Origin of the sequence: Pseudomonas sp. GV105, from assembly GCF_003058185.1 — a bacterium.
GTDB classification, from domain to species: Bacteria; Pseudomonadota; Gammaproteobacteria; order Pseudomonadales; family Pseudomonadaceae; genus Aquipseudomonas; species Aquipseudomonas veronii.
Window position 1 is genome coordinate 115,233 of the sequence record NZ_QBUF01000014.1, and the last position, 23,017, is coordinate 138,249.

Annotated in this window: 20 protein-coding genes; 6 read left to right on the forward strand and 14 right to left on the reverse strand. The window is 62.6% G+C overall.

The window, feature by feature from the left end:
- Positions 1–568 precede the first annotated feature (568 nt).
- Genes C8K66_RS24665 through C8K66_RS24675 form a run of 3 tightly spaced genes read left to right on the forward strand, consistent with a single transcriptional unit; the run spans position 569 to position 5,801 of the window.
- The gene (locus C8K66_RS24665; protein WP_108526198.1) at positions 569–1,672 is read left to right on the forward strand and encodes an efflux RND transporter periplasmic adaptor subunit; all 1,104 of its coding nucleotides are present in this window, start codon (positions 569–571) and stop codon (positions 1,670–1,672) included.
- Positions 1,669–2,739, forward strand: coding sequence for an efflux RND transporter periplasmic adaptor subunit (locus C8K66_RS24670; RefSeq protein ID WP_057005863.1), 1,071 nt, complete (start codon positions 1,669–1,671; stop codon positions 2,737–2,739). The genes C8K66_RS24665 and C8K66_RS24670 overlap by 4 nt, the downstream gene beginning before the upstream one ends.
- The gene (locus C8K66_RS24675) at positions 2,736–5,801 is read left to right on the forward strand and encodes an efflux RND transporter permease subunit (protein ID WP_108526200.1); all 3,066 of its coding nucleotides are present in this window, start codon (positions 2,736–2,738) and stop codon (positions 5,799–5,801) included. Before C8K66_RS24670 ends, C8K66_RS24675 begins: the two co-directional genes overlap by 4 nt.
- Positions 5,802–5,919: 118 nt before the next feature.
- Here C8K66_RS24675 and C8K66_RS24680 read toward each other — a convergent pair whose 3' ends face one another.
- Positions 5,920–6,546: a bifunctional 2-polyprenyl-6-hydroxyphenol methylase/3-demethylubiquinol 3-O-methyltransferase UbiG gene (locus C8K66_RS24680; protein WP_046385066.1), complete on the reverse strand. Its 627-nt coding sequence runs from the start codon at positions 6,544–6,546 to the stop codon at positions 5,920–5,922.
- 409 nt (positions 6,547–6,955) lie between these two features.
- Here C8K66_RS24680 and C8K66_RS31395 point away from each other — a divergent pair, with 409 nt between their 5' ends.
- Positions 6,956–7,084, forward strand: coding sequence for a hypothetical protein (locus tag C8K66_RS31395; protein WP_256591055.1), 129 nt, complete (start codon positions 6,956–6,958; stop codon positions 7,082–7,084).
- Positions 7,085–7,176: 92 nt separating this feature from the next.
- On the opposite strand, the gene C8K66_RS30670 is transcribed toward C8K66_RS31395, so the two are convergent.
- From C8K66_RS30670 to C8K66_RS24745, 13 genes are all read right to left on the reverse strand, one after another.
- Positions 7,177–7,374, reverse strand: coding sequence for a hypothetical protein (locus C8K66_RS30670; RefSeq protein WP_126587727.1), 198 nt, complete (start codon positions 7,372–7,374; stop codon positions 7,177–7,179).
- Positions 7,375–7,568: 194 nt separating this feature from the next.
- Positions 7,569–7,766: a hypothetical protein gene (locus tag C8K66_RS24690; RefSeq protein ID WP_126587732.1), complete on the reverse strand. Its 198-nt coding sequence runs from the start codon at positions 7,764–7,766 to the stop codon at positions 7,569–7,571.
- 99 nt (positions 7,767–7,865) lie between these two features.
- Positions 7,866–8,510, reverse strand: coding sequence for a methionine ABC transporter permease (locus tag C8K66_RS24695; RefSeq protein WP_010214125.1), 645 nt, complete (start codon positions 8,508–8,510; stop codon positions 7,866–7,868).
- A complete protein-coding gene (locus C8K66_RS24700; protein ID WP_017848595.1) occupies positions 8,500–9,615 on the reverse strand; it encodes a methionine ABC transporter ATP-binding protein in 1,116 nt (371 codons plus the stop codon). The genes C8K66_RS24695 and C8K66_RS24700 overlap by 11 nt, the downstream gene beginning before the upstream one ends.
- 2 nt (positions 9,616–9,617) lie before the next feature.
- Positions 9,618–10,427: a MetQ/NlpA family ABC transporter substrate-binding protein gene (locus tag C8K66_RS24705; RefSeq protein WP_102617773.1), complete on the reverse strand. Its 810-nt coding sequence runs from the start codon at positions 10,425–10,427 to the stop codon at positions 9,618–9,620.
- Positions 10,428–10,537: 110 nt separating this feature from the next.
- Positions 10,538–11,899, reverse strand: a complete 1,362-nt coding sequence (locus tag C8K66_RS24710; protein ID WP_046385062.1) for an LLM class flavin-dependent oxidoreductase — start codon at positions 11,897–11,899, stop codon at positions 10,538–10,540.
- Positions 11,900–13,093: an SfnB family sulfur acquisition oxidoreductase gene (locus C8K66_RS24715; RefSeq protein WP_108526205.1), complete on the reverse strand. Its 1,194-nt coding sequence runs from the start codon at positions 13,091–13,093 to the stop codon at positions 11,900–11,902. It abuts the gene before it with no gap.
- 41 nt (positions 13,094–13,134) lie between these two features.
- The gene (locus C8K66_RS24720) at positions 13,135–14,376 is read right to left on the reverse strand and encodes an SfnB family sulfur acquisition oxidoreductase (protein WP_046385060.1); all 1,242 of its coding nucleotides are present in this window, start codon (positions 14,374–14,376) and stop codon (positions 13,135–13,137) included.
- Between the two features lie 198 nt (positions 14,377–14,574).
- Positions 14,575–15,339 (reverse strand): hypothetical protein, encoded by a 765-nt coding sequence (locus tag C8K66_RS24725; protein ID WP_017848590.1) that lies wholly within the window; start codon positions 15,337–15,339, stop codon positions 14,575–14,577.
- 306 nt (positions 15,340–15,645) lie between these two features.
- A complete protein-coding gene (tcyN, locus tag C8K66_RS24730; RefSeq protein ID WP_046385059.1) occupies positions 15,646–16,392 on the reverse strand; it encodes an L-cystine ABC transporter ATP-binding protein TcyN in 747 nt (248 codons plus the stop codon).
- A gap of 3 nt (positions 16,393–16,395) precedes the next feature.
- A complete protein-coding gene (gene tcyL / locus C8K66_RS24735) occupies positions 16,396–17,061 on the reverse strand; it encodes a cystine ABC transporter permease (protein WP_017848588.1) in 666 nt (221 codons plus the stop codon).
- Positions 17,061–17,855 (reverse strand): cystine ABC transporter substrate-binding protein, encoded by a 795-nt coding sequence (gene tcyJ / locus C8K66_RS24740; RefSeq protein ID WP_108526207.1) that lies wholly within the window; start codon positions 17,853–17,855, stop codon positions 17,061–17,063. Before tcyJ ends, tcyL begins: the two co-directional genes overlap by 1 nt.
- A 280-nt stretch (positions 17,856–18,135) precedes the next feature.
- The gene (locus C8K66_RS24745; protein WP_046385058.1) at positions 18,136–19,131 is read right to left on the reverse strand and encodes a D-cysteine desulfhydrase; all 996 of its coding nucleotides are present in this window, start codon (positions 19,129–19,131) and stop codon (positions 18,136–18,138) included.
- A gap of 166 nt (positions 19,132–19,297) precedes the next feature.
- Here C8K66_RS24745 and epsC point away from each other — a divergent pair, with 166 nt between their 5' ends.
- Together epsC and betT are read left to right on the forward strand one after the other, a co-directional pair.
- Positions 19,298–20,224 (forward strand): serine O-acetyltransferase EpsC, encoded by a 927-nt coding sequence (epsC, locus tag C8K66_RS24750; RefSeq protein ID WP_108526209.1) that lies wholly within the window; start codon positions 19,298–19,300, stop codon positions 20,222–20,224.
- Positions 20,225–20,886: 662 nt separating this feature from the next.
- A complete protein-coding gene (betT, locus tag C8K66_RS24755; protein WP_017848584.1) occupies positions 20,887–22,848 on the forward strand; it encodes a choline transporter BetT in 1,962 nt (653 codons plus the stop codon).
- The last annotated feature ends 169 nt before the right edge of the window (positions 22,849–23,017 follow it).

The window sequence follows — 23,017 nt, forward strand, 5'->3', positions numbered from 1 at the left end:
AACCTTTCAAGGTTTAAACGCCGACGGCTTGCATAGCGTCGGCGTTTTTTTATGGGTGGAATTTGGAATGCGCTCAGAATTGTGGGAGGGGGCTTGCCCCCGATAGCAGTGGTTCAGTCAATACATCGGTGACTGTCATACCGCTATCGGGGGCAAGCCCCCTCCCACATTTGATTTTTATCTCACCGTGGATTTTCAGCGTTTCACCGCACTCGGGCGTTGATCGCCCTGCGCAATGCCACCAACCATTTCACCAGCTCCTGCGGATCAATCGGTTTCGCTTCGTTCATTGTTCATTCCCTCGAATCACAGACCCCACAACCATAGCCGTCACTCGCCAACCCCGCGAATCTGGCGGCTATCGTGTTGGGCGATATCAATGTGATATTTCGGTATCAAAAATCGACGGTTTATGCCAATAAAGGCTGGGCGACCCGGCGTCTTGAGCGAGGGCGTTCGTTTAGCTTCGGAACCATTGGCGTTGGGCGCCATCCATGCACATGGAACCCTGCTATAAGGTCGCAGTCGCCTACACACCGGCAAGTTGGCATCACGTAAAGGAGCCTGCATGGGCGGTCACCCTTCGACAGTTATTTTCGCACTTGGCCTGTTGGCGCTGCTGAGCGGCTGCGGCCAGGAAAAAGCCGAGCCCAAGCAGCATGCGCGGGTGTTCGTGCAGACCGTGCAGCCGACTGACTACGCAGTGGCCGTCACGCTGACCGGCGATATCCAGGCGCGGGTGCAAACCGATCTGTCCTTTCGCGTGGGGGGCAAGATCATTCAGCGCATGGTCGATGTGGGCGATCGCGTCAACGCCAAGCAAGTGCTGGCCAAGCTCGACCCCAAGGACTTGCAGAGCAGTGTCGACTCCGCCCAGGCCCAGGTCGTGGCCGAGCAGGCGCGGGTCAAGCAGACCGCCGCCGCGTTCGTGCGCCAGGAAAAACTCCTGCCCAAGGGCTACACCAGCCGCAGCGAATACGACACCGCCCAGGCGGCGTTGCGCAGCAGCCAAAGCGCCCTGGCCGCCGCCCAGGCGCAACTGGCCAATGCCCGCGAGCAACTGGGCTACACCGCGCTGTTCGCCGAGGCCCCCGGGGTGATTACTGCGCGCCAGGCTGAAGTGGGCCAGGTGGTGCAGGCCACCGTGCCGATCTTCAGCCTGGCCCGCGAGGGCGAGCGCGACGCGGTATTCGACGTGTACGAGTCGTTGCTGGTGGAACCGCCGGCCGATGCGCCGATCACGGTGAGCCTGTTGGATAACCCCAGTATCAAGGTCCAGGGCCACGTCCGCGAAGTTACCCCGGCCGTCGCTGCCAATACCGGCACGGTGCAAGTCAAAATCGCTCTGGAGGCCCTGCCCGCGGGCATGCATCTGGGCTCGGTGGTCAGCGCTACCGCCAACGGCCCGGCCAAGCCCAGCATCGAGCTGCCATGGTCGGCGCTGACCAAAGACCTCAGCGACCCCGCCGTGTGGCTGGTGGATGGCGACGGCCTGGCGCAGCTGCGCAAGGTCAGTGTGGCGCGTTACCTCACCGGCAAGGTGATCATCAGCGACGGTCTGCAGGGCGGTGAAAAAGTCGTGGTGGCCGGCGGGCAATTGCTGCACCCCGGCATGCGCGTCGAAGTCGCCCAGCCGCCCGACTCGGCCCAGGCCCAAGGAGTGCAACCATGATGCGCCTGACCGGCCTGCTCGCCGCCAGCCTGTTGCTGCTGGCCTGCTCCAAGAACGACCCGCCACCCGAGCCCGTGCGCCCGGTGTTGTCCATGGAAGTGAAAGCCGAAGACCAGGAAACCCTCGGCCGTTTCGCCGGCACCATCCAGGCGCGCTACGAAAGCAACCTGGGGTTCCGCGTGCCCGGGCGCATCGCCCACCGCACTGTGGATGTCGGCGCCGAGGTGGAGAAGGGCGCGGTACTTGCCGTACTCGACCCCACCGACCAGCAGAACCAACTGCGCGCGGTCCAAGGTGACCTCGCCCGCGTGCAGGCGCAGTTCATCAACGCCCAGGCCAGCGCCCGTCGCCAGCAGGCGTTGTTCAACCGTGGCGTCGGCGCCCAGGCCCAGTTGGACGTGGCCCAGACCGACCTGAAAACCACCCAGGCCAGCCTCGACCAGGCGCAGGCCTCGGTCAACCAGGCCAAGGACCAGCTCAACTACGCCCGATTGCGTACCGACCATGGCGGCATCGTTACCGCCTGGAACGCCGAGGCCGGCCAGGTGGTCAGCGCGGGCCAGCAAGTGGTGACCCTGGCGCGCCCGGACATCAAGGAGGCGGTGATCGACCTGCCCGCCGGCCTCGCCGAGCGTCTGCCGCCCGATGTGGTGTTCCTCGTCGCCGGGCAACTCGACCCCAGCGTGAACACCACCGCCACCGTGCGCGAAATCGAACCCCAGGCCCAGAGCGCCACGCGCACCCGTCGCGCGCGCCTGACCCTGGCCGACACGCCGGCGGCTTTTCTGCTGGGTACGGCGATCAGCGTGACCTTGAGCTCGGCCATCCCACCGCGCATCGAACTGCCGTTGAGCGCCTTGCAGCAAATCGGCGGCAAAACGCGGATCTGGTTGCTGGACACCCAAAGCCGGACCGTGCAGCCGCGTGAAGTCACGGTGCTCAGTCGTGACGCCGACAGCGTTTTGCTCAACGGTGGGGTCAAGCCCGGTGAGCGCATCATCGTCGCCGGTGTGAACAGCCTGCAACCGGGGCAAACAGTCAAGATCGACGAGGACAGCCCGCGATGAAAGGGAGCTTCAACTTATCCGAATGGGCCCTCAAGCATCAGTCCTTTATCTGGTACCTGATGTTCGTCGCGCTGCTGATGGGCGTGTTTTCCTACAAGAACCTGGGCCGCGAGGAAGACCCTTCGTTCACCATCAAAACCATGGTGATCCAGACCCGCTGGCCGGGCGCGACCCAGGAAGAAACGCTCAAACAGGTGACCGACCGCATCGAGAAAAAACTCGAGGAACTCGACGCCCTCGACTACGTGAACAGCTACACCCGGCCCGGTGAGTCCACGGTGTTCGTGTACCTCAAGGACACCACCAGCGCCAAGGCGATCCCCGAGATCTGGTACCAGGTGCGCAAGAAGATCGACGATATTCGCGGCAGCTTCCCCCAGGGCTTGCAGGGGCCGTCGTTCAACGATGAGTTCGGTGACGTGTTCGGCTCGGTGTACGCCTTTACCGGCGACGGCCTGTCGATGCGCCAGCTGCGCGACTACGTGGAGCAGGCGCGCGCCGAGATCCGTGCGGTGCCGGGCCTGGGCAAGGTCGAGCTGATCGGCCAGCAGGACGAAGTGATTTACCTGAATTTCTCCACGCGCAAACTCGCGGCCCTGGGGATCGACCAACGCCAGGTGGTGCAGAGCCTGCAGGCGCAGAACGCAGTGACCCCGGCCGGGGTGATCGAAGCCGGGCCGGAGCGCATTTCCGTGCGGACGTCCGGGCAGTTCGCCTCGGAAAAAGACCTGGCCAACGTCAACCTGCGCCTCAACGACCGCTTCTATCGCCTGGCGGACGTCGCCGACATCAGCCGCGGCTACGTTGACCCGGCGACGCCAATGTTCCGTTTCAACGGCAAGCCGGCGATCGGTTTGGCGATCGCGATGCAGAAGGGCGGCAATATCCAGTCGTTCGGCGAGGCCCTGCACACGCGAATGGACGAACTGACCGCCGACCTGCCGGTGGGGGTCGGCGTCTACAAGGTCTCCGACCAGGCGGAAGTGGTGCAAGAGGCCGTCGGCGGCTTCACCAGCGCGCTGTTCGAAGCGGTGATCATCGTGCTGGTGGTGAGCTTTATCAGCCTCGGCCTGCGTGCCGGGCTGGTGGTGGCGTGCTCGATCCCGCTGGTACTGGCGCTGGTGTTCGTGTTCATGGAATACACCGGCATCACCATGCAGCGCGTGTCCTTGGGGGCGCTGATCATCGCGCTCGGCTTGCTGGTGGACGACGCGATGATCACCGTGGAGATGATGATCACGCGCCTGGAAAAAGGCGAAACCAAGGCGCAGGCGGCGACCTACGCCTACACCTCCACCGCGTTCCCGATGCTCACCGGCACCCTGGTGACCGTGGCCGGGTTTGTGCCGATCGGCCTCAACGCCAGTTCGGCGGGCGAGTACACCTTCACCCTGTTCGCGGTGATTGCCGTGGCGATGCTGGTGTCGTGGGTGGTGGCGGTGCTGTTTGCGCCGGTGATCGGCGTGCATATCCTCAGCGCCAACGTGAAACCCCACAGTGCCGAACCGGGGCGCATCGGTCGCGCTTTCAATGGCGGCATGCTGTGGGCGATGCGCAACCGCTGGTGGGCCATCGGCATCACCGTGGCGCTGTTCGCGGCGTCGGTGTTTTCCATGCAGTTTGTGCAGAACCAGTTCTTCCCGTCGTCGGACCGCCCGGAGATCCTCGTCGACCTCAACCTGCCGCAAAACGCCTCGATCAACGAAACCCGTAAAGCCGTCGACCGCCTCGAAGCGATCATCAAGGACGACCCGGATATCGAGCGCTGGAGCACTTACATCGGCCAGGGCGCGATCCGTTTCTACCTGCCCCTCGACCAACAACTGGAAAACCCCTACTACGCGCAGTTGGTAATCGTCAGCAAGGGCCTGAAGGCGCGCGGCGAATTGATCGCGCGCCTGCAAAAACGCCTGCGTGAGGATTTCGTCGGCGTCGGCAGCTTTGTGCAGCCGCTGGAGATGGGGCCGCCGGTGGGGCGGCCGATCCAGTACCGCGTTTCCGGCAAAGACACTGACCAGGTGCGCAAGCACGCCATCGAACTGGCGACCTTGCTGGACAAGAACCGCCACCTGGGCGAGATCATTTACGACTGGAACGAACCGGGCAAAGTCCTGCGCATCGAGATTGCCCAGGACAAGGCGCGGCAGTTGGGCTTGTCTTCCGAAGACGTGGCGCAGTTGATGAACAGCGTGGTCAGCGGCGCGTCGGTGACTCAGGTGCATGACGATATCTACCTGATCGACGTGGTCGGCCGCGCCGAAGATGCCGAGCGCGGCACGCCGGAAACCTTGCAGAACCTGCAGATCGTCACGCCCAACGGCGTCTCGATTCCGCTGCTGGCTTTCGCCACTGTGCGTTATGAGCTGGAGCAGCCGCTGGTGTGGCGCCGCGACCGCAAGCCGACCATCACCCTCAAGGTGGCGGTGCGCGACGCGATGCAGCCGACCGATCTGGTCAAACAGCTCAAGCCCGAGATCGATGCGTTCAACGCCGGCCTGCCGGTGGGCTACAAGGTCGCCACCGGCGGCACCGTGGAAGAAAGCGGCAAGGCCCAGGGCCCGATTGCCAGCGTGGTGCCGTTGATGCTGTTTTTGATGGCGACCTTCCTGATGATCCAGCTGCACAGCGTGCAGAAGATGTTCCTGGTGGCCAGCGTCGCGCCGCTGGGGCTGATCGGCGTGGTGCTGGCGCTGGTCCCCACCGGCACGCCCATGGGCTTCGTGGCGATCCTTGGCATTCTGGCGCTGATCGGCATCATCATCCGCAACTCGGTGATCCTGGTGACGCAAATCGAGGAATATGAACTGGCCGGCTACACGCCGTGGGATGCGGTGGTGCAAGCCACCGAACACCGGCGCCGGCCGATCCTGCTGACGGCGGCTGCGGCGAGCCTGGGCATGATCCCGATTGCGCGGGAAGTGTTCTGGGGGCCGATGGCCTACGCGATGATCGGCGGGATCATCATTGCCACGCTGCTGACGCTGTTGTTCCTGCCGGCGCTGTATGTGGCCTGGTACAAGATTCGCGAGCCGAAGCCGGAACATCAGGAAGAGCGCGGTTAAAAATGTGGGAGGCGGCTTGCTCCGGATAGCGGTGCTTCAGTTGGCGCAACTTTGACTGACCCAGCGCTATCCCGAGCAAGCCCCCTCCCACATTTGGAATGTATCGTCAGGCGGTTATTCAGGTTTTGCGCCAGACGCTGGCCAACCAGGGCTGCTGCTCGCGGGGTAGTCCGGCTGGGCGATAGTAGTGCTCCAGTTCCACAAAACCGGCGGCGGTCAGCAACGATTGCCACGCTTCCAAGTCGTGATAAGACCCATATCGCGGCCCATTCCAGCCTTCGCGGTTGTCACCGCGTGGATTGGAACTGAACAACACCCCGCCCGGTTTCAGCGCGCCATGCAGTTGCTTGAGCACACGCGGCAGTTCCTGCTTGGGAATGTGAAACAGCACCGCATTGGCAAAGATCCCGTCGAAGCGTGCGTTGGGTAGGTCCAGCTTCAGGAAGTCCTGCTGCAGCACCTCGCAGCCGCTGTCTTCGCGCGCCATCTGCGCAAAGCGCTCGGAGCCGTCGAGGCCCACGGCGATATGCCCCATGCGCGTAAAGGTCTGCAAATCCCGCCCCGGCCCGCAGCCGAAGTCCAGCACGGTAAACGGCGCCGCGCCCTGGATATGCCGCAGCAGCGCGTCGATGTTCTGGCTCACATCGTGATCGCGGGTGCCTTCACGGAAGTCCTCGGCCACGCTGTTGTAGTGGTCGAGGGTAGTGGCGGTGATCTGGTTGAGGTCGTCGGGGGCGAGTTTCATGGGGAGGCGCTTTGGAGGTGAAGTGCTGACTATATCCCATGTCCAGTTGACTGCCCCCTGAGACGGCTCTTCATTTGATGACTGCGCTTGAATTAATCAGTGAAATTTACGGAGTAGTACGACTCATTGGATAGGATTTGTAGACTCCGTAAAGAGGACATCAAGATGTAACTGTATTTGGGTTGGGGGATGTTGTTAACGGTAGTTGTTGAATTTTGCCGGTGAAGCGGAGTTGCCGCTGCATCGCCAAGCGTGACGGCGGCCAGCGCCAACACCAGCGTCGCGCACCTGGCGCAGGTGGTTATAGTAGACATGGTATTCGCTCCTTGATTCGTCGCAAACGGTGTCGAGCCGATTAAACCTGCATAACCCCCCTCCAACAACTGTCAACCTTGACAGGTCCAAACGAGTGCTCAGCGCGCCAACCGATCCCTACCCAACGATGGCCTACGCGATGATTGACGGGGTCATCATCGCCATGCTGCTGACGCTGTATGTGGCTTGGTACAAGATTCGCGAACCGAAGCAGGGCAGTTGAAAATGTGGGAGGGGGCTTGTATTACCAGGCCGTGACCGTCGAGGCCCGTGGCGATATGGTTCATGCGCGTAAAGGCGTGCCCTGAAGTAACGTCAGTATTGGACAAGCGATCTATAGAAAGTGCTAGCTTTCCAGTTAAAGATCGCTCCTTTGTTGAATGCGAAGGAGTTGTTAACGGTAGTTGTTGAATATTGCCCGTGAAGCGGAGTTGCCGCTGCATCGCCAAGCGTGATGGCAGCCAGCGCCAACACCAGCGTCGCGCACCTGGCGCAGGTGGTTATAGTAGACATGGTATTCGCTCCCTGATTCGTCGCAGACGGTGTCGAGCCGATTAAAGCTGCATAAACCCCCTCCAACAACTGTCGACCTTGACAGGTCCAAACGAGTGCTCAACGCGTGTTCAGCCCCCGCGCTTTGTGAATTAATCACAGTGATGAGTAAGGGTGAGGGTGGAAGTCCACTCACACTACATGTCAGTCAGTGTCTATTTGTATTGGAGCTTCTGTGTAAACACATTATTACTCCAGTTAAAGATCCCTCCTTTGTTGAACGTGAAGGAGTCGTTAACGGTAGTTGTTGAATCTCGCCGGTGAAGCGGAATTGCCGCTGCATCGCCAAGCGTGACGGCGGCCAGCGCCAACACCAGCGTCGCGCACCTGGCGCAGGTGGTTACAGTGGACATGGCATTCGCTCCCTGATCCGTCGCAGACAGTGTCGAGCCGATTAAACCCGCGAAAACCCCCTCCAACAACTGTCAACCTTGACAGGTACAAACGAGTGCTCAGCGCTTGTTCAGCCCCCGCGCCAAGCGGTCTCCGCCCAGCTGAATCACCGCCACCAGCAGCACCAGCAGCACAATCACCGTGAGCATGATCTGCGTATCAAAGCGCTGATAACCATAGCGGTAGGCAATATCCCCCAACCCACCTGCACCAATCGCCCCAGCCATGGCCGAGGAGTTGATCATGGTCACCAGGGTGATGGTGAACCCGCCGACAATCCCCGGTAGCGCTTCGGGCAACAGTACGTGCCAGATGATGTGCCAGCGCCGGCAGCCCATGGCTTGTGCGGCTTCGATCAAGCCGTGGTCGACTTCGCGCAGGCTCACTTCGGCGATGCGCGCAAAGAACGGCGTCGCGGCGATGGTCAGCGGCACTACCGCCGCCCACACGCCGTAGGTGGTGCCGACGATCAGCCGGGTGAACGGGATCAGCGCCACCATCAGGATCAGAAACGGAATCGAGCGGAACAGATTGACGAACGCCCCCAGCACCCGGTTCAGCGCCGGAGCCTGGTAGATGCCGCCCTTGTCGCTGGTGACCAGGAACACCGCCAGCGGAATCCCCACCAGCAACGCGATCAGCGACGACACGCCGACCATCAACAGCGTGTCAATGGCGCCCTGCACTAAACGATCAAACCACATAACCCAACACCTCCACCTGTTGTGCCCAATGCCCGGCGCGGCTGCGCAGTGTGTCGGGGTCATGGGGCGAGCCATTCACCGCCAGCAGCAATTGCCCCAGGGCATGCCCCTGAATCCGTTCCACGCCGCCTTGCAGCAAGCGCACGCGCCCGCCGAGGGCGCCGAACAGCGCGGCCAGGTCGGGTTCATCGGTGGCGCTGCCGGTGAACTGCAAGCGCAGTACCAGCGCGGCGTCAGCCGAGGCCGGCGTGGGTTGCAGGCGGCTTTGCAGTTCTTCCGACAGGCCGTGTTGCAGCGGCGCCAGCAGGGTTCGGCTGACCTCGTGCCGCGGGTTGCCGAATACTTCCCACACCGGGCCTTGCTCGACGATGCGCCCGTGTTCGAGCACCACCACGCGGTCGCAGATCTCGCGAATCACCGCCATCTCATGGGTGATCAACACGATGGTCAGGCCCAGCCGTTGGTTGATCTCGCGCAGCAGGCCGAGGATCGATTGGGTGGTCTCCGGGTCGAGGGCCGAGGTGGCCTCGTCGCACAGCAGAATCTCTGGGTCGTGGACCAGCGAACGGGCGATGCCCACGCGCTGTTTCTGCCCGCCGGAGAGTTGCGCCGGGTAGGCCTTGTGCTTGTCCTTCAGGCCCACCAGCTCCAGCAGTTCACGCACTTTCTGCTCGCGCTGCAACTTGGGGACGCCGGCGACTTTGAGCGGCAACTCGACGTTCTGCCACACGGTCTTGGCCGACATCAGGTTGAAGTGCTGGAAGATCATGCCGATGCGCCGCCGCAGCGCCACCAGGCGGTCTTCGTCGAACGCGCCGATGTCGACCTGATCGATCAGCACGCGCCCGCTGCTGGGCTGTTCCAGGCGGTTGATGGTGCGGATCAGCGACGACTTGCCGGCGCCGCTGCGGCCGATGATGCCGAACACTTCGCCGCGCTGGATCGCCAGGTCGATGCCTTGCAGCGCGTGTACCGTGCCGTCATAGGTCTTGCCCAGGTTGATAAAGCGCACATGGGCGCGGTTGAGGTGCGGATGCAGTTCAGTCTGCTCGGCGTTCCTGGGTGGTGTGCCCAGGTCGCGCAGTTGGATGTTGGCGGCCGTCATGTTCAACCTTCCCAGCCGACTTGGTAGAGCTTGCCGAGGGATTTATCCAAGGCGGCGCGCACCACCGGCGAGTGCTGGTAGAGGTCGACGAACTTGATCACCCGCGGGTCGGTTTTGGCTTTCGGCTGGATCACGAACTGGATCACGTATTCCGGGTGGTCGAGGCCGTCGAACAGCAGCGCCGACTCGGCATCGAAGGTCTTGGACAGGCGGATATACGCCGGATAACCCTGCACCAGATCCGCATCGTCATAGGCGCGCACCAACTGCACGGCCTCGACTTGCAGGATCTTGAGCTGCTTCGGGTTGGCGATGATGTCTTCTTCGGTGGCCTTGTAACCCACGCCCGGCTTGAGCGTGATCAGCCCCGCCTTGGCCAGCAGTTGCAGGCCGCGCCCGCTGTTGATCGGGTCGTTGGCAATCGCCACGCTGGCGCCTTGGGGCAGCTCGTTGAAGCTTTTGTATTTTTTCGAATACAGCCCGACGTTGTTGATGATGCCCGGCGCATACGGCACCAGATCAAACCCGGCGGCGGCCTTGGCGTTTTCCAGGAAGGGGATGTGCTGGAAGTAGTTCACGTCGATATCGCCGGCGGCCAGGCTGACGTTGGGCGCGATCCAGTCGGTGAACTCCACCAGCTCGACGTTCAAGCCTTGCTTGCCGGCCTCGGCCACGGCGGCTTCCAGGGGAATTGCGAAGGCCGCGGTGGTGCCGACTTTCAGCGGCGCGTCGGCGGCGAACAGCGTCGAACTGAACAACCCGAAGGCCAGGGCCAGGGCTTTGACTGGGTGAGAGAGCAGGGTCTTTTTCATAGGTAGTTTCCAATGTGTAGGAGCGAGCTTGCTCGCGAAAAACTTGAGGGCGCTGCGGGGTATCAGGGGCCCCGCGTTATCGTTGACGATCTTCGCGAGCGAGCTCGCTCCTACAGGGGGCCGTGGCGGTAGGTGGAGCCGGTGTGTTGTTCGGGTAAGCGGGCGCCGCCGTGGAAGACTTTTTCCCGCAGCGTTCCAGTGTCGTAAGCGGTCTTGTACGACCCACGCCGCTGCAACTCCGGCACCACCAGGTCGATGAAGTCCACATAGCTTTCCGGGGTGACGATGCGCGTGAGGTTGAAGCCATCCAGCCCGGTTTCAGCGACCCAGGATTCCAGCTCGTCCGCCACTTGCTCGGGCGAGCCGACCACGGTGATGTAGCGCCCGCCGAGGGCGTGCTGCTCGAGTAATTTGCGGCGGGTCCAATCGTTGTTCTGCAGGTGCTGGGTGGCGGACTGGATCGCGTTGCTCTTCACGTACTGGATCGGTTCGTCGAGGGCGTACTGGGAAAAATCGATCGCCGTGGACGCCGAGAAATGCGCCACGCCGGCTTCCGCGCTGGCATAGCTCAGGTACTCGGCATGCTTGGCCCAGGCCAGTTCCTCAGTGGCGCCAACGATCACGTTGAGGCCCATGAACACCTTGATGTCGTGCGGGTTGCGCCCGGCCGCCACCGCGCTGGCGCGCACCTTGTCCACCTGGAGCCGGGTGCTGGCCTTGTCCCGCCCGCTGATGAACACGCACTCGGCATGCCGTCCGGCGAACACCAGGCCACGCGCCGAAGTGCCAGCCTGGAACAGCAGCGGTGTGCGTTGCGGCGACGGTTCGCACAGGTGATAACCCTCCACCTGGTAGAACTCACCGTGGTGCTCGACTTTGTGCACCTTGCCCGGCTGCGCATACACCCGCGCCTGCGGATCGTTGAGCACGGCGTCGTCTTCCCAGCTGCCTTCCCAGAGTTTGTACAGCACTTCCAGATACTCATCGGCCTGGTCGTAGCGTCGGTCATGTTCGACCTGTTCGGTCAGGCCCATGGCCTTGGCGGCGCTGTCGAGGTAGCCGGTGACGATGTTCCAGCCGACCCGACCACGGCTCAGGTGGTCGAGGGTGGACATGCGCCGGGCGAACAGATACGGCGGCTCGTAGGTCAGGTTGGCGGTCAGGCCGAAACCGAGGTGTTGGGTCACGGCGGCCATGGCCGAGAGCAGCAGCAACGGGTCGTTGACCGGCAGTTGGATCGACTCTTTGAGCGGCACGTCGATGGCGTCCTGGTACACGTCGTAGACGCCGACGATATCGGCAATGAACAACCCGTCGAACAGCCCGCGCTCCAGGGTTCGCGCCAGGTCGGTCCAATACTCGAGGGTTTTGTACTGGGTGGACGTGTCCCGCGGGTGCGTCCACAAGCCGTGATTGATATGCCCGATGCAGTTCATGTTGAAGGCATTGAGCAGGATTTTTTTCTTCGCCATTCAGATGGTCCCCCGCAGTGGCGGTTTTTCATCGTTGAGGTAGTAATTACCCACGGCGTGGTACTTCCAGCGCACCGGGTCGTGCAGGGTATGCACGCGGGCGTTGCGCCAGTGGCGATCGAGGCCGTGCTCGGCCAGGGTCGCCTGGCTGCCGGCCAGTTCGAACAGCGTGCTGCCGGCCGCCAGGGAAATTTCGGTACTCAGGGCGCGTGCTTCGGCGACCGCGATCGAGGCGGCGGCCACGGTCTCGGCGTGGCTGTCGGCCTGGGCGCGGTCGAGAAACTCGCCCGCGCGCTCCAGCAAGGCTTCGGCGGCGTGCAGGCGAATGCTCAAGTGGCCGAAGCTCTTCAGCGTCAGCGGGTCTTCGCTGGCCTTGTCGCTGCCGGAGTCGATCCACGGGCGGGTCTTGGTGCGTACAAAGTGCAGCGCGTCCTCGAAGGCGGCGCGGGCGATGCCGGTGTCGATGGCGGCGTGGAGGATCTGCGCCAGCGGGCCGACGGTGGTCGGGCGTTCGAAGGCGCTCTGGAACGGGAGCACGTCGTGCGCTGCGACCCGCACGTTGTCGAACACCACCGAACCGCTGCCGGTGGTGCGCTGGCCGAAGCCGCTCCAGTCGTCGATCACCGTCAGGCCCGCGCTGTCGCGGGGCACGAAGGCCAGGTGCTGGATGCCGTTTTCGTCCACCACGGAGGTCGGGATACGTTGCGCGTAGATCGCGCCGGTGGCGTAGAACTTGCGGCCATTGATCCGAAAACCGTCGCCGTCGCGGGTGAGGCGGGTCACGCGGTCGTGGGCGGTCTTGGTGCCCAGTTCCGCCAGGGCGTTGCCGAAGCGCTGGCCGGCCAACACCTCGGCGTACAGGCGTTGTTGCTGCGCGGGGCTGCCGTTCACGCGCAGCACTTCGAGGGCGTAGAAATGGTTTTGCGGGATCTGGCCCAGCGAGGCGTCGGCCTGGGCGATCAGCGCGATGACCTTGGCCAGGGTGACGTTGGACACGCCAGCGCCGCCGTAGGCTTTCGGCACGCTGATGCCCCACAGGCCGGAGCGCGAAAATACGTCCAGTTCGGGCAGCGGCAGGCGGCGCTCGCGGTCGCGCTGGGCGCTGTCGCGGCGCAGGTCTTGAGCCAGGTCGCTGGCGACAATCAGGGCTTGTTCGTCGCTGGTGATGAGCGCGACGTGGGTAGATAAAGTCATCGGTGTTCTCCAGAAGCGCGTGGAAAAAGTGTTCTGGGCGGTTAGATCCAGGAGTGACGAGCCGGCAATGTGCCGTTCAGGCGATAAGCGCCCACCGCGTGATACTTCCAGCGCACCGGGTCGTGCAGGGTGTGGACCCGGGCATTGCGCCAGTGGCGGTCGAGGTTGAATTCGGCGAGGGTGGCGCGGCTGCCGGCCAGTTCGAAGAGTTTTTCGCTGGCCAGCAGCGACACTTCGGTGGTCAACACCTTGGCCTCGGCCACGGCAATCGAGGCGCGTGCGGCGGACTGCGCGGTGATCGGCGCGGCGCTGACCTGGTCCAGCACCTGGCCGGCCTTGCGCAGCAGGGCTTCGGCGGCGTGCAGTTCGATCTTCAATTTGCCGATGTCGGCGATCACATACAGGTCATCGCTGGCGCGTTCGACCTTGGCGTCGATCCACGGGCGTGAGCGCTCGCGGACGAACGCAATGGTGTCATCCAGCGCGCCACGGGCAATGCCGGCATCAATGGCCGCCTGGATCAATTGCGAGACCGCGCCCTGGATATTCGGGCTTTGGCCGAGGCGCCAGTTTTCGACCACCAGCTCTGCGTCCACCGGCACCCGGTCGAGCAGCACGGTGCCGCTGGCGGTGGTGCGTTGGCCGAAGCCGGACCAGTCGTCGACGATGCGCAGTCCTTGCGTGCCACGGCGCACAAATGCCATGACCTGCTTGCCGTCGTCGTTCAGCGCCTTCACCGCGACCCAATGGGCGAACAGGGCGCCGGTGGAGTAGAACTTCTGGCCGCTGATCACGTAACCGTCGCCTTCGGCGCTGATCCGCGCCTTGAGCTCCAGGGTGTTTTTGGTGCCGCGCTCCGGGCCGCCGTTACCGATGCGCCAGCCGTCGAGCACGCTCTGGAACAGCTGTTTTTTCTGGCGCTCGGTGGCCGCGCCCTGCAACAGGTGCAGGATGCCGAAATGGTTTTGCGGGATCTGCCCGAGGGCCGGGTCGGCCGCGCTGATGATCGCGAAGACTTCGGCCAGGGTGGTGAACGACACCTGCGGGCCGCCGTACTCGCGGGGAATGGAAATACTGCCCAGACCACTGCGGGTGAATTGCTCGATCTGCGCCCAGGGCAGCTTGCGCTGCTGGTCGCGCTTGGCGGCCTGTACGCGCGCGGCCTGGGCCAACTCATGGGCCGCGCTCAGCGCTTGGGCATCGTTGCGCAGCACAACGGCCGGCAACAGCAGGGGGGCGACGTCCAGATCACTCTGGGGGGGTGTTAGAGCCAAGTTAGACATCAGCGCCGCTCCTTGGCTGCACGTAATGCCCTGGCGTTCTGCACCGGGGTAATTCTGACCATACCGACCTCGCATTCAATGAAATGGAAACAAAACAATCAGGAATGTCCGGTGGTCCGGTTTATATACCCTAAACGTGTTAAATATTTAAATAAACTAACTTTTAGGAATATGCATAGAAGGGCCGTTACCCACGCTTCAGGGGCGACGCGGTTGATAGATCTGCGCGGCGCTGGAAGGGCGCTTCGGCGTCGCCGGCACATAGGCGGCGATGCGCAGTGTGCGGGCCGGCGCCCAGCGTGAGTTATTGCCCACCCGATCGAGAATGCAGTACGTGACGTCCAGCCGGCTGTCGTCGCCGGCTTCGATGATGATCGCCGACGGCACCCACACCTGCACCGCGATGCCGACGGCTCGGGCCTGGATTTTCGGCAGGTCCAGGCGCGCATCCCCCCAGCGCAGGGTGATGGCGTCGCCGCGGGTCATGTTCAGGTAGGGTTCGATGGTCAGTGGAATACCGCGCCGCACCTGGCTGCTGTTGACGCCGTAGCGACGAATCATGTCGGGCAGGCCCACAGGGGCGAGGTTCTGGTTTTCGTCGCTGTATAGCGCGCTCGGTTGGCCGCCCGGGTAGTTGGTCTTGACCTGCACCGTGGTCACCGCTGAGCGTGCGGGGCCGTGGCCGATCTGCATGACCTGGTAGTGAACCCGCGCATGGCCGTCCTGCACAAAGCTTTCCGGCACCCGCAGTTGGGTGGCGGTGCCGACCTTGCACGCGGTGATACGCCGCGAGTCGGCAAAGCAGTTGTTCCAGAACAGCTCGATCAGGTCACCCTCATCCATGCCGGGGTAGGGCGCGATGTCGACTTGCAGCTGTGTGGCGGCCAGGGCGTTGATGCCGTTGCCAAGTGCCTGGGGCAGGGTCGGGGCAGTGAGCAGGGCCGGGGTTGCGGTGCGCGTCATAGTAATCTCCTTGATGCAGCCAGCAGCAATCGTTCCGGACCCTTGGCGCGGGAACGCGACGGGGGCCGAAAGGAACGATTCAGTGAAAAGCCGGGATAGGATCCAATCCTCTGGGCGCTAGATAAGAGCGTTGGCCGGAGGGCGTCAATGGCGGCAAAAGGCTAAACGGCGGGTTTGGGACGATTCAGAACGGTCTGACTGGGCGCGGGAATTTCGGGGGTGGCGCGGGGGCTGTTTTACCCAGGCAGGCCGGGCGTGTGCGGGAGCGGGCTCCCCCACACGCGTTGTGCTGCCGGTGGGCGCGCGTCAATGCGCGAGAAACTTGCTCAGGAACTGTTTCGTGCGTTCTTCCCTGGGGTTGGCGAACAACGCCTTGGCCTCGCCTTGCTCCACGATCACCCCTTTGTCGAAGAAGATCACCCGGTTGGCGACATCCCGGGCAAAGCTCATTTCGTGGGTGACGATCACCATGGTGCGGTTTTCTTCGGCCAGGCTGCGAATGGTCGCCAGCACTTCGCCCACCAGTTCCGGGTCGAGGGCCGAGGTGGGTTCGTCGAACAGGATCACCTCCGGCTCCATGGCCAACGCCCGGGCAATCGCCACGCGCTGTTGCTGGCCGCCGGAGAGGCGCCGAGGGTAGGCGTCTTCCTTGCCGGCCAGGCCGACCCGCGCCAACAGCGTGCGGCCCAGGGCGGTCGCGGCCTCACGGGGCATCTTCTTGACCACGGTCGGGCCTTCGATGACGTTTTCCAGCGCGGTGCGGTGCGGGAACAGGTTGAAGTTCTGGAACACAAAACCCACGTGCTGGCGCAGGCGCCGCACCAGGCCCTGTTGCTGGTTGAGCGGCTTGCTGCTGTCGATCTCGATGTCACCGACCTTGATGCGACCGCTGGTGGGGGTTTCGAGGAAGTTCAGGCAGCGCAGGAAAGTGGTCTTGCCGGAGCCGCTGGGGCCGATGATGGCGACGACTTCACCTTCCTTGACCTCCAGGTCGATGCCGTTGAGCACCACCTGGCCGTTGAATTGTTTGGTCAGTTTTTCAACCACGATCATGCTTCAAGACTCCAGGTCATGCCGGTTGACCCGGTCTTCCAGACGATTTTGAAAATGCGCCAGGATGCTTGCCAGGACCCAGTAGATCAGGGCGGCGGACAGATACATGGTGAAGATTTCGAAGGTGCGCGCCGATACCAGTTGCGCCTGGCGGAACAGCTCGGGCACCTGGATGGTGGCCGCCAGCGCGGTGTCCTTGACCAGCGAAATAAAGCTGTTGCCCAGCGGCGGCAACGCGGTACGCATCGCTTGCGGCAGGATGGCCCGACGCAGGGTCTGCGCGCGGGTCATGCCGATACTGGCCGCGGCTTCCCACTGGCCGCGCTCGATGGACGCGATGGCGGCACGCAGGATTTCACAGGCGTAGGCGGCCATGTTCAGCGAGAAGCCGATCATGGCGGCCGGGATCGGGTCCAGCTCGATGCCCACTTGCGGCAAGCCGTAGTAGATCAGGAACAGTTGCACCAGCAGGGGCGTGCCGCGAAAGAACGACACGTAGACGCGAGCGACGCCGCGCAGCAGCATGAAGCGCGACAGGCGCATCAAGGCCAGGCCGAAGCCCAGCAGCAAGCCGAAAAACATCCCGCCGAGGCTGAGGATTACCGTGAAATACGCGCCCTTGAGCAGAAAGGGCGCGGAGTCCAGCGCGAGTTGGAAACCTGCTTCCATTATTGAGTGACGTCAGCGTTGAAGTACTTCTCGGACAGCTTCTTCAAGGTGCCGTCGGCGCGCAGTTTGTCGAGCGCCTTGTTCACGGCCTCGAGCAATTCCGGCTCGCCTTTGCGCAGAGCGATACCGGCTTCCTGGCGGGAGAAGGCGTCGCCGGCGGCGGCAGTGTCCTTGGCTTTCTTGGCGTATTCGAGTGCGGCGAGGCGGTCGATCAGAATCGCGTCGATGCGGCCGATGCGCAGGTCCTGGAACTTGGTGGGGTCATCGTTGTAGGTCTTGATGATGGCTTTGGGCTGATTGTCCTTGAGCCATTGTTCGTAGTTGGTGCCCAGGCCCACGCCGACTTTTTTGCCGGCCAGGTCGTCGGCGGTCTTGATGGTGTCGACGTTTTTGGTCAGGGTCAGGGCCTGGATACCGGAGACGGTATAAGGCTTGGAGAAGTCGTACTTCTTCTTGCGCTCTTCGGAGATGGTCACTTGGTTGACGACCGCATCCAGGCGCTTGGATTCCAGGGCGGCGAGGATGCCGTCCCATGGCGTGGCCTGCAGTTTGACCTTGACGCCCAGCTCCTTGGCCAGCGCCTCCGACAGCTCGACCTCGAAACCGCTGAGCTTGCCGCTTTCGTCGACAAAGCTGAACGGTGGGTAAGTGCCTTCGAGACCGATCTTGATCTCACCGGCTTTTTTGATGTTGCCCAACTGTTCGCCGGCCACGGCCTGGCCCAACCAACCAGCGCCGAGGGCCAGGCCCAGAGTGCCGACCAGCAATGTGCGACGGAATACAGAAATAGTCATGAAGAGCCCCTGTGTTGTTATGTTGAGCGAAGCAGGTGACGCGGTAGACGTATCCTGCCTTAAAGCGCGTAGCGCGTCTTCGCCTACGGCGCGATGATAAAGCCGGTTTTTAAGACTTGAAAATAATATAAATCTAAATTGATATTCTATTTTTGAATATGTACTTAATTCAATTGTGGGAGGGGGCTTGCCCCCGATAGGGCCGTGTCAGTTTATGCATGTATCACTGACCCACCGCTATCGGGGGCAAGCCCCCTCCCACATGTTGATCCCTGTTTATTCAGTTAAATACGGCGTTGTAAGCAAACAACGCTGGCGCCCCACCGGTATGCAGGAAAATGATCGGGCCATCCTCAAAGCGCTGACGCCCGATACCGTCCAGCAAGCCGGCCATGGCCTTGCCAGTGTAGACCGGGTCCAGCAGCAAACCTTCCTGGCTCGCCAATAGCTTGACCGCTGAAAGGGTGCCGGCGTTCGGTTCACCATAACGCGGGCCGAAGTATTCGTCCCACAGGATCACCTTGAAGGCCTCGGGGATGTCCACACCGAGCAACGCGGCGGTGCGTTCGGCCAGACCCTGCACTTTCGGGCGTTGGGCTTCGTCGGTGCGCGACACGGTAACGCCGACGACCGGCAAGTTCGGCAGCACTTCGCTCAACGCCAGGGCCAGGCCACTGTGGGTGCCCGCACTGCCCGAGGCCAAGACCACGGCGGCGAATTCCAGACCGCTGTCTTCGATCTGCGCGGCCAGTTCCAGCCCGGCCCGCACATAACCCAGGGCGCCGAGCGCGTTGGAGCCGCCGATGGGCACCAGGTACGGCTTCTTGCCGTTGCTGCGCAGGCGATCGGCGAGGGCGTTGAGCTGGTCGTCGGCGTTGTCGAGGTTCTCTACCAACTCGACCTTGGCGTCGAACAGGTCCAGCAGCAGACGGTTGCCGTTGCCGAGGTAGTTGGGGTCTTCGGTGCCGGTGGGATTTTCCAGCAGAGCGACGCAGCCCAGGCCCAGCTTGGCGGCCAGCGCGGCGGTCTGGCGCACGTGGTTGGACTGGATGGCCCCGGCGGTCACCAGGGTATCGGCGCCCTGGGCGATGGCATCGGCCGCCAGGTATTCGAGTTTGCGCAGCTTGTTGCCGCCCATGGCCAGCGGTGTGGTGTCGTCGCGCTTGACGTAGATGTCCCTGCCCAGCCAGGTCGACAGCCGCTCGAGTTTTTCCAGGGCAGTGGCGCCGCCCAGCAGTTCCAGGCGGTTAAAACGGTCGAGCTGTTGTTTGATCATGGCTACGCACGGTTGCTAAGTGATGGGGCGACTATAGGCAGGCACTTTTCATCGGGCAACCGCCAATCGTTTATGCTTGATGGTTCTTAGCATTGCACCATTGGTTCTTAAGAGCAGCCGGGGTGCCTATCGTAAAGTGATGGCCATTTTGTCAGGAGTGAATACCGTGAGTGAGCGTTCCAGTCATTGGCAATTACCCACCATTGTCAGCCAACTGCGCAGCGCGCGGGACCAGTGGCGAGCGCGCAATGGCCGCATGAGTGGCGAGCACGGCGGTCGTGAGCTGCCTTCGCGCGATGCCGTGGCGCAGATCCTCGAAGCGCTGTGCGGCGCGCTGTTTCCGATGCGCCTGGGGCCGGTGGACCTGCGTGAGGAAAGTGAAGATTTCTACGTCGGCCACACCCTCGACGTCGCTTTGAATGCTTTGCTCGGCCAAGCGCGCCTGGAACTGCGCTACGCCGCGCGCCAGAGCGGCCAGGATGACAGTGAGGTCGACGCCCGCGCCATCCGCCTGATCCAGGATTTCGCCCTGGCCTTGCCGTCCCTGCGTAGCCTGTTGGACACCGATGTGCTGGCCGCCTACCACGGCGACCCGGCTGCGCGCAGTGTGGATGAAGTGCTGCTGTGCTATCCGGGGATACTGGCGGTGATTCACCATCGCCTGGCCCATCATCTGTACCGCGCCGGCCTGCCGTTGTTGGCGCGCATCAGCGCGGAGATCGCCCACTCGGCCACCGGCATCGACATACACCCCGGCGCGCAGATCGGCCCGAGTTTCTTTATCGACCACGGCACGGGTGTGGTGATTGGCGAAACCGCGATCATCGGCGAGCGCGTGCGTATCTACCAGGCGGTGACGTTGGGCGCCAAGCGCTTCCCGGCGGATGAGGACGGGCAGTTGCAGAAAGGCCATCCACGCCATCCGATCGTCGAGGACGACGTGGTGATCTATGCCGGGGCGACGATCCTCGGGCGGATCACCATCGGCAAGGGCTCGACCATTGGCGGCAACGTGTGGCTGACCCGCAGCGTACCGGTGGGGGCGAACATCACGCAGGCAAATCTGCAGCATGACGACGGCACCCAAAAGTAGCGCACGCCCTTAAACATCACACACAAACTTGTGGGAGGGAGCTTGCTCCCGATAGCGGTGGGCCGCTCAATGCATGTGCTGGCTGACCCACCGCAATCGGGGGCAAGCCCCCTCCCACAGGTTGACTGCGTTTCAAATGTGAGCGGTGTTTGAGTCGGCAACCGCTGGATGATTTGCCTCGTTCAATCACCTACCCCTCAGCCTTGCGGCCTATCCATGTTCAATTTATCAGCATGACGACGGCACCCAAAAGATCACACAAAACCCTGTGGGAGGGAGCTTGCTCCCGATTGCGGTGGGCCGCTCAATGCATGTGCTGGCTGATCCACCGCAATCGGGGGCAAGCCCCCTTCCACAGGGTGACTGTATTTCAAATGTGAGCGGTATTTCAGTCGGCAGCCGCTGAACGATTTGCCTCGCCCAGGCGTCATACCAGTCCTTGAGCTAGTGTAGGAATCACCTACCACTCAGCCCTGCGATTAGTCCAAAACCGCCTATCCATGTTTAACTTGAACGTTCGTTCAAGTTAAATCGGTGGTTCGCTGCCCGCTCACAACAGGAGGCTTACCTTTGCTGAGTCCGTTATTCACAGCCACATCTCACACCTCAGGGGTGCATCGTTCATGAGTGCATCGACCACCCCACCCAGCGGTCTGGTGCGTATGAATGCGCCCGTGTTCTATTTCGCCGCAAGCTTCATCCTGCTGTTCGGCATCACCGTCATCGCCATCCCGCAACAGGCCGGTGCCTGGCTGCTGGCGGCGCAAAACTGGGCGGCCAATACGGTCGGCTGGTACTACATGCTCGCGATGACTCTGTATCTGGTCTTCGTGGTGGTCACCGCGCTATCGGGCTACGGCAAGATAAAACTCGGTGCCGACCACGACGAGCCCGAGTTCAGTTACCTGTCCTGGGCCGGCATGCTGTTCGCCGCCGGGATCAGCATCACGCTGTTTTTCTTTTGCGTCTCCGAGCCGCTGACGCACCTGGTGCAGCCGCCCCAGGGCGCGGCGATGAACGCCGATGCCGCGCGCCAGGCCATGCAGATCCTGTTTCTGCACTGGGGCCTGCATGGCTGGGGCGTGTTCGCCTTTGTCGGCATGGCCCTCGCGTACTTCGCCTACCGGCATAACCTGCCGCTGGCGTTGCGTTCGGCGCTGTACCCGCTGATCGGCAAGCGCATCAACGGCCCGATCGGCTACGCGGTGGACGGCTTCGGCATCATCGCCACGGTGTTCGGCCTCGGTGCCGACATGGGCTTCGGTGTGCTGCACCTCAACGCCGGGTTGGATTACCTGTTTGGCATTGCCCACACCCAGTGGATCCAGGTCGGCCTGATCACCCTGATGATGGGTGCGGCGATCCTGGTGGCGGTGGCTGGCGTGGACAAGGGCGTGCGCGTGATGTCCGACATCAACATGCTGCTGGCCTGTGCGCTGCTGCTGTTCGTGTTGTTCGCCGGGCCCACCCAGCACTTGCTCAACACCCTGATCCAGAACATCGGCGACTACCTCGGCGCACTGCCGACCAAGAGTTTCGACGTCTACGCCTACGACAAGCCAAGCGACTGGCTGGGTGGCTGGACCGTGTTCTACTGGGCCTGGTGGATTGCCTGGTCGCCGTTCGTGGGCCTGTTTATCGCGCGTATTTCCCGTGGCCGCACCATCCGCGAATTCGTGTTTGGCGTGCTGCTGATCCCGCTGGGTTTCACCCTGGCGTGGATGTCGATCTTCGGCAACAGCGCCATCGACCAGGTGCTCAATCACGGGATGACGGCGCTCGGCCAGTCGGCCATCGATGACCCGTCGATGAGCCTCTACCTGCTGCTGGAAACCTACCCGTGGAGCAAGACGGTGATCGCGGTTACGGTGTTTATCAGCTTCGTGTTCTTCGTCACCTCCGCCGACTCCGGCACCGTGGTGCTGTCCACGCTGTCATCCAAAGGCGGCAACGCCGATGAAGACGGGCCGAAGTGGCTGCGGGTGTTCTGGGGCGCGATGACCGCGCTGGTGACCAGTGCCTTGCTGTTTGCCGGCAGTATCGATTCGCTGAAATCGGCGGTGGTGCTGACCTCGTTGCCGTTCTCGTTGATCCTGCTGCTGATGATGTGGGGGCTGCACAAAGCCTTCTACCTCGAATCGCAGAAGCAGATCGCCCAACTGCATTCGTTGGCCCCGGTGTCCGCGGCACGCAAGGGCCGTGGCGGCTGGCGCCAGCGTTTGAGCCAGGCGGTGCATTTCCCGTCGCGCGACGAGGTGTACCGCTTCCTTGAGTCGACGGTACGCCCGGCGATCGAAGAAGTGACCGCCGTGTTCGTCGAGAAGGGCCTGAATGTGGTGACCCAGCCTGACCCGTCCAACGACAGCGTCAGCCTGGAAATCGGCCATGGCGAAGAGCATCCGTTCGTTTATCAGGTACAAATGCGCGGGTACTTCACACCGTCGTTTGCCCGTGGCGGCATGGGTTCCAAGGAGCTCAACAACCGTCGCTACTACCGGGCCGAAGTCCACTTGAGCGAGGGCAGCCAGGACTACGATCTGGTGGGCTATACCAAGGAGCAGGTCATCAACGATATTCTCGACCAGTACGAGCGCCACCTGCAGTTCCTGCACTTGGTGCGTTGATGTTCCAGGCCCTGCTCCCGCGTGGGCAGGGCGCGCTTTACCCCCACGCAAGGCCTCTATTACGGGGCTTTCTTAAACTTAATTTCATGTGCCCCCGCCGCGTTTTGACGCGCAACTGTCATCTAGCCACTGCGTAATTGTGTGAAGCGTTTGACGCTTTCATTTCAGA

Coding starts and splice junctions, on each gene's coding strand:
- C8K66_RS24675 (WP_108526200.1), top strand. CDS start 2,736: ATGAAAGGGAGCTTCAACTTATCCGAATGGGCCCTCAAGCATCAGTCC.
- C8K66_RS24705 (WP_102617773.1), bottom strand. CDS start 10,427: ATGAAAAAGACCCTGCTCTCTCACCCAGTCAAAGCCCTGGCCCTGGCC.
- betT (WP_017848584.1), top strand. CDS start 20,887: ATGAATGCGCCCGTGTTCTATTTCGCCGCAAGCTTCATCCTGCTGTTC.
- C8K66_RS24725 (WP_017848590.1), bottom strand. CDS start 15,339: ATGACGCGCACCGCAACCCCGGCCCTGCTCACTGCCCCGACCCTGCCC.
- C8K66_RS24720 (WP_046385060.1), bottom strand. CDS start 14,376: ATGTCTAACTTGGCTCTAACACCCCCCCAGAGTGATCTGGACGTCGCC.
- C8K66_RS24670 (WP_057005863.1), top strand. CDS start 1,669: ATGATGCGCCTGACCGGCCTGCTCGCCGCCAGCCTGTTGCTGCTGGCC.
- C8K66_RS24700 (WP_017848595.1), bottom strand. CDS start 9,615: ATGACGGCCGCCAACATCCAACTGCGCGACCTGGGCACACCACCCAGG.
- C8K66_RS30670 (WP_126587727.1), bottom strand. CDS start 7,374: ATGTCTACTATAACCACCTGCGCCAGGTGCGCGACGCTGGTGTTGGCG.
- tcyN (WP_046385059.1), bottom strand. CDS start 16,392: ATGATCGTGGTTGAAAAACTGACCAAACAATTCAACGGCCAGGTGGTG.
- C8K66_RS24665 (WP_108526198.1), top strand. CDS start 569: ATGGGCGGTCACCCTTCGACAGTTATTTTCGCACTTGGCCTGTTGGCG.
- C8K66_RS24695 (WP_010214125.1), bottom strand. CDS start 8,510: ATGTGGTTTGATCGTTTAGTGCAGGGCGCCATTGACACGCTGTTGATG.
- tcyJ (WP_108526207.1), bottom strand. CDS start 17,855: ATGACTATTTCTGTATTCCGTCGCACATTGCTGGTCGGCACTCTGGGC.
- C8K66_RS24745 (WP_046385058.1), bottom strand. CDS start 19,131: ATGATCAAACAACAGCTCGACCGTTTTAACCGCCTGGAACTGCTGGGC.
- C8K66_RS24690 (WP_126587732.1), bottom strand. CDS start 7,766: ATGTCCACTGTAACCACCTGCGCCAGGTGCGCGACGCTGGTGTTGGCG.
- tcyL (WP_017848588.1), bottom strand. CDS start 17,061: ATGGAAGCAGGTTTCCAACTCGCGCTGGACTCCGCGCCCTTTCTGCTC.
- C8K66_RS24715 (WP_108526205.1), bottom strand. CDS start 13,093: ATGACTTTATCTACCCACGTCGCGCTCATCACCAGCGACGAACAAGCC.
- C8K66_RS24710 (WP_046385062.1), bottom strand. CDS start 11,899: ATGGCGAAGAAAAAAATCCTGCTCAATGCCTTCAACATGAACTGCATC.
- C8K66_RS24680 (WP_046385066.1), bottom strand. CDS start 6,546: ATGAAACTCGCCCCCGACGACCTCAACCAGATCACCGCCACTACCCTC.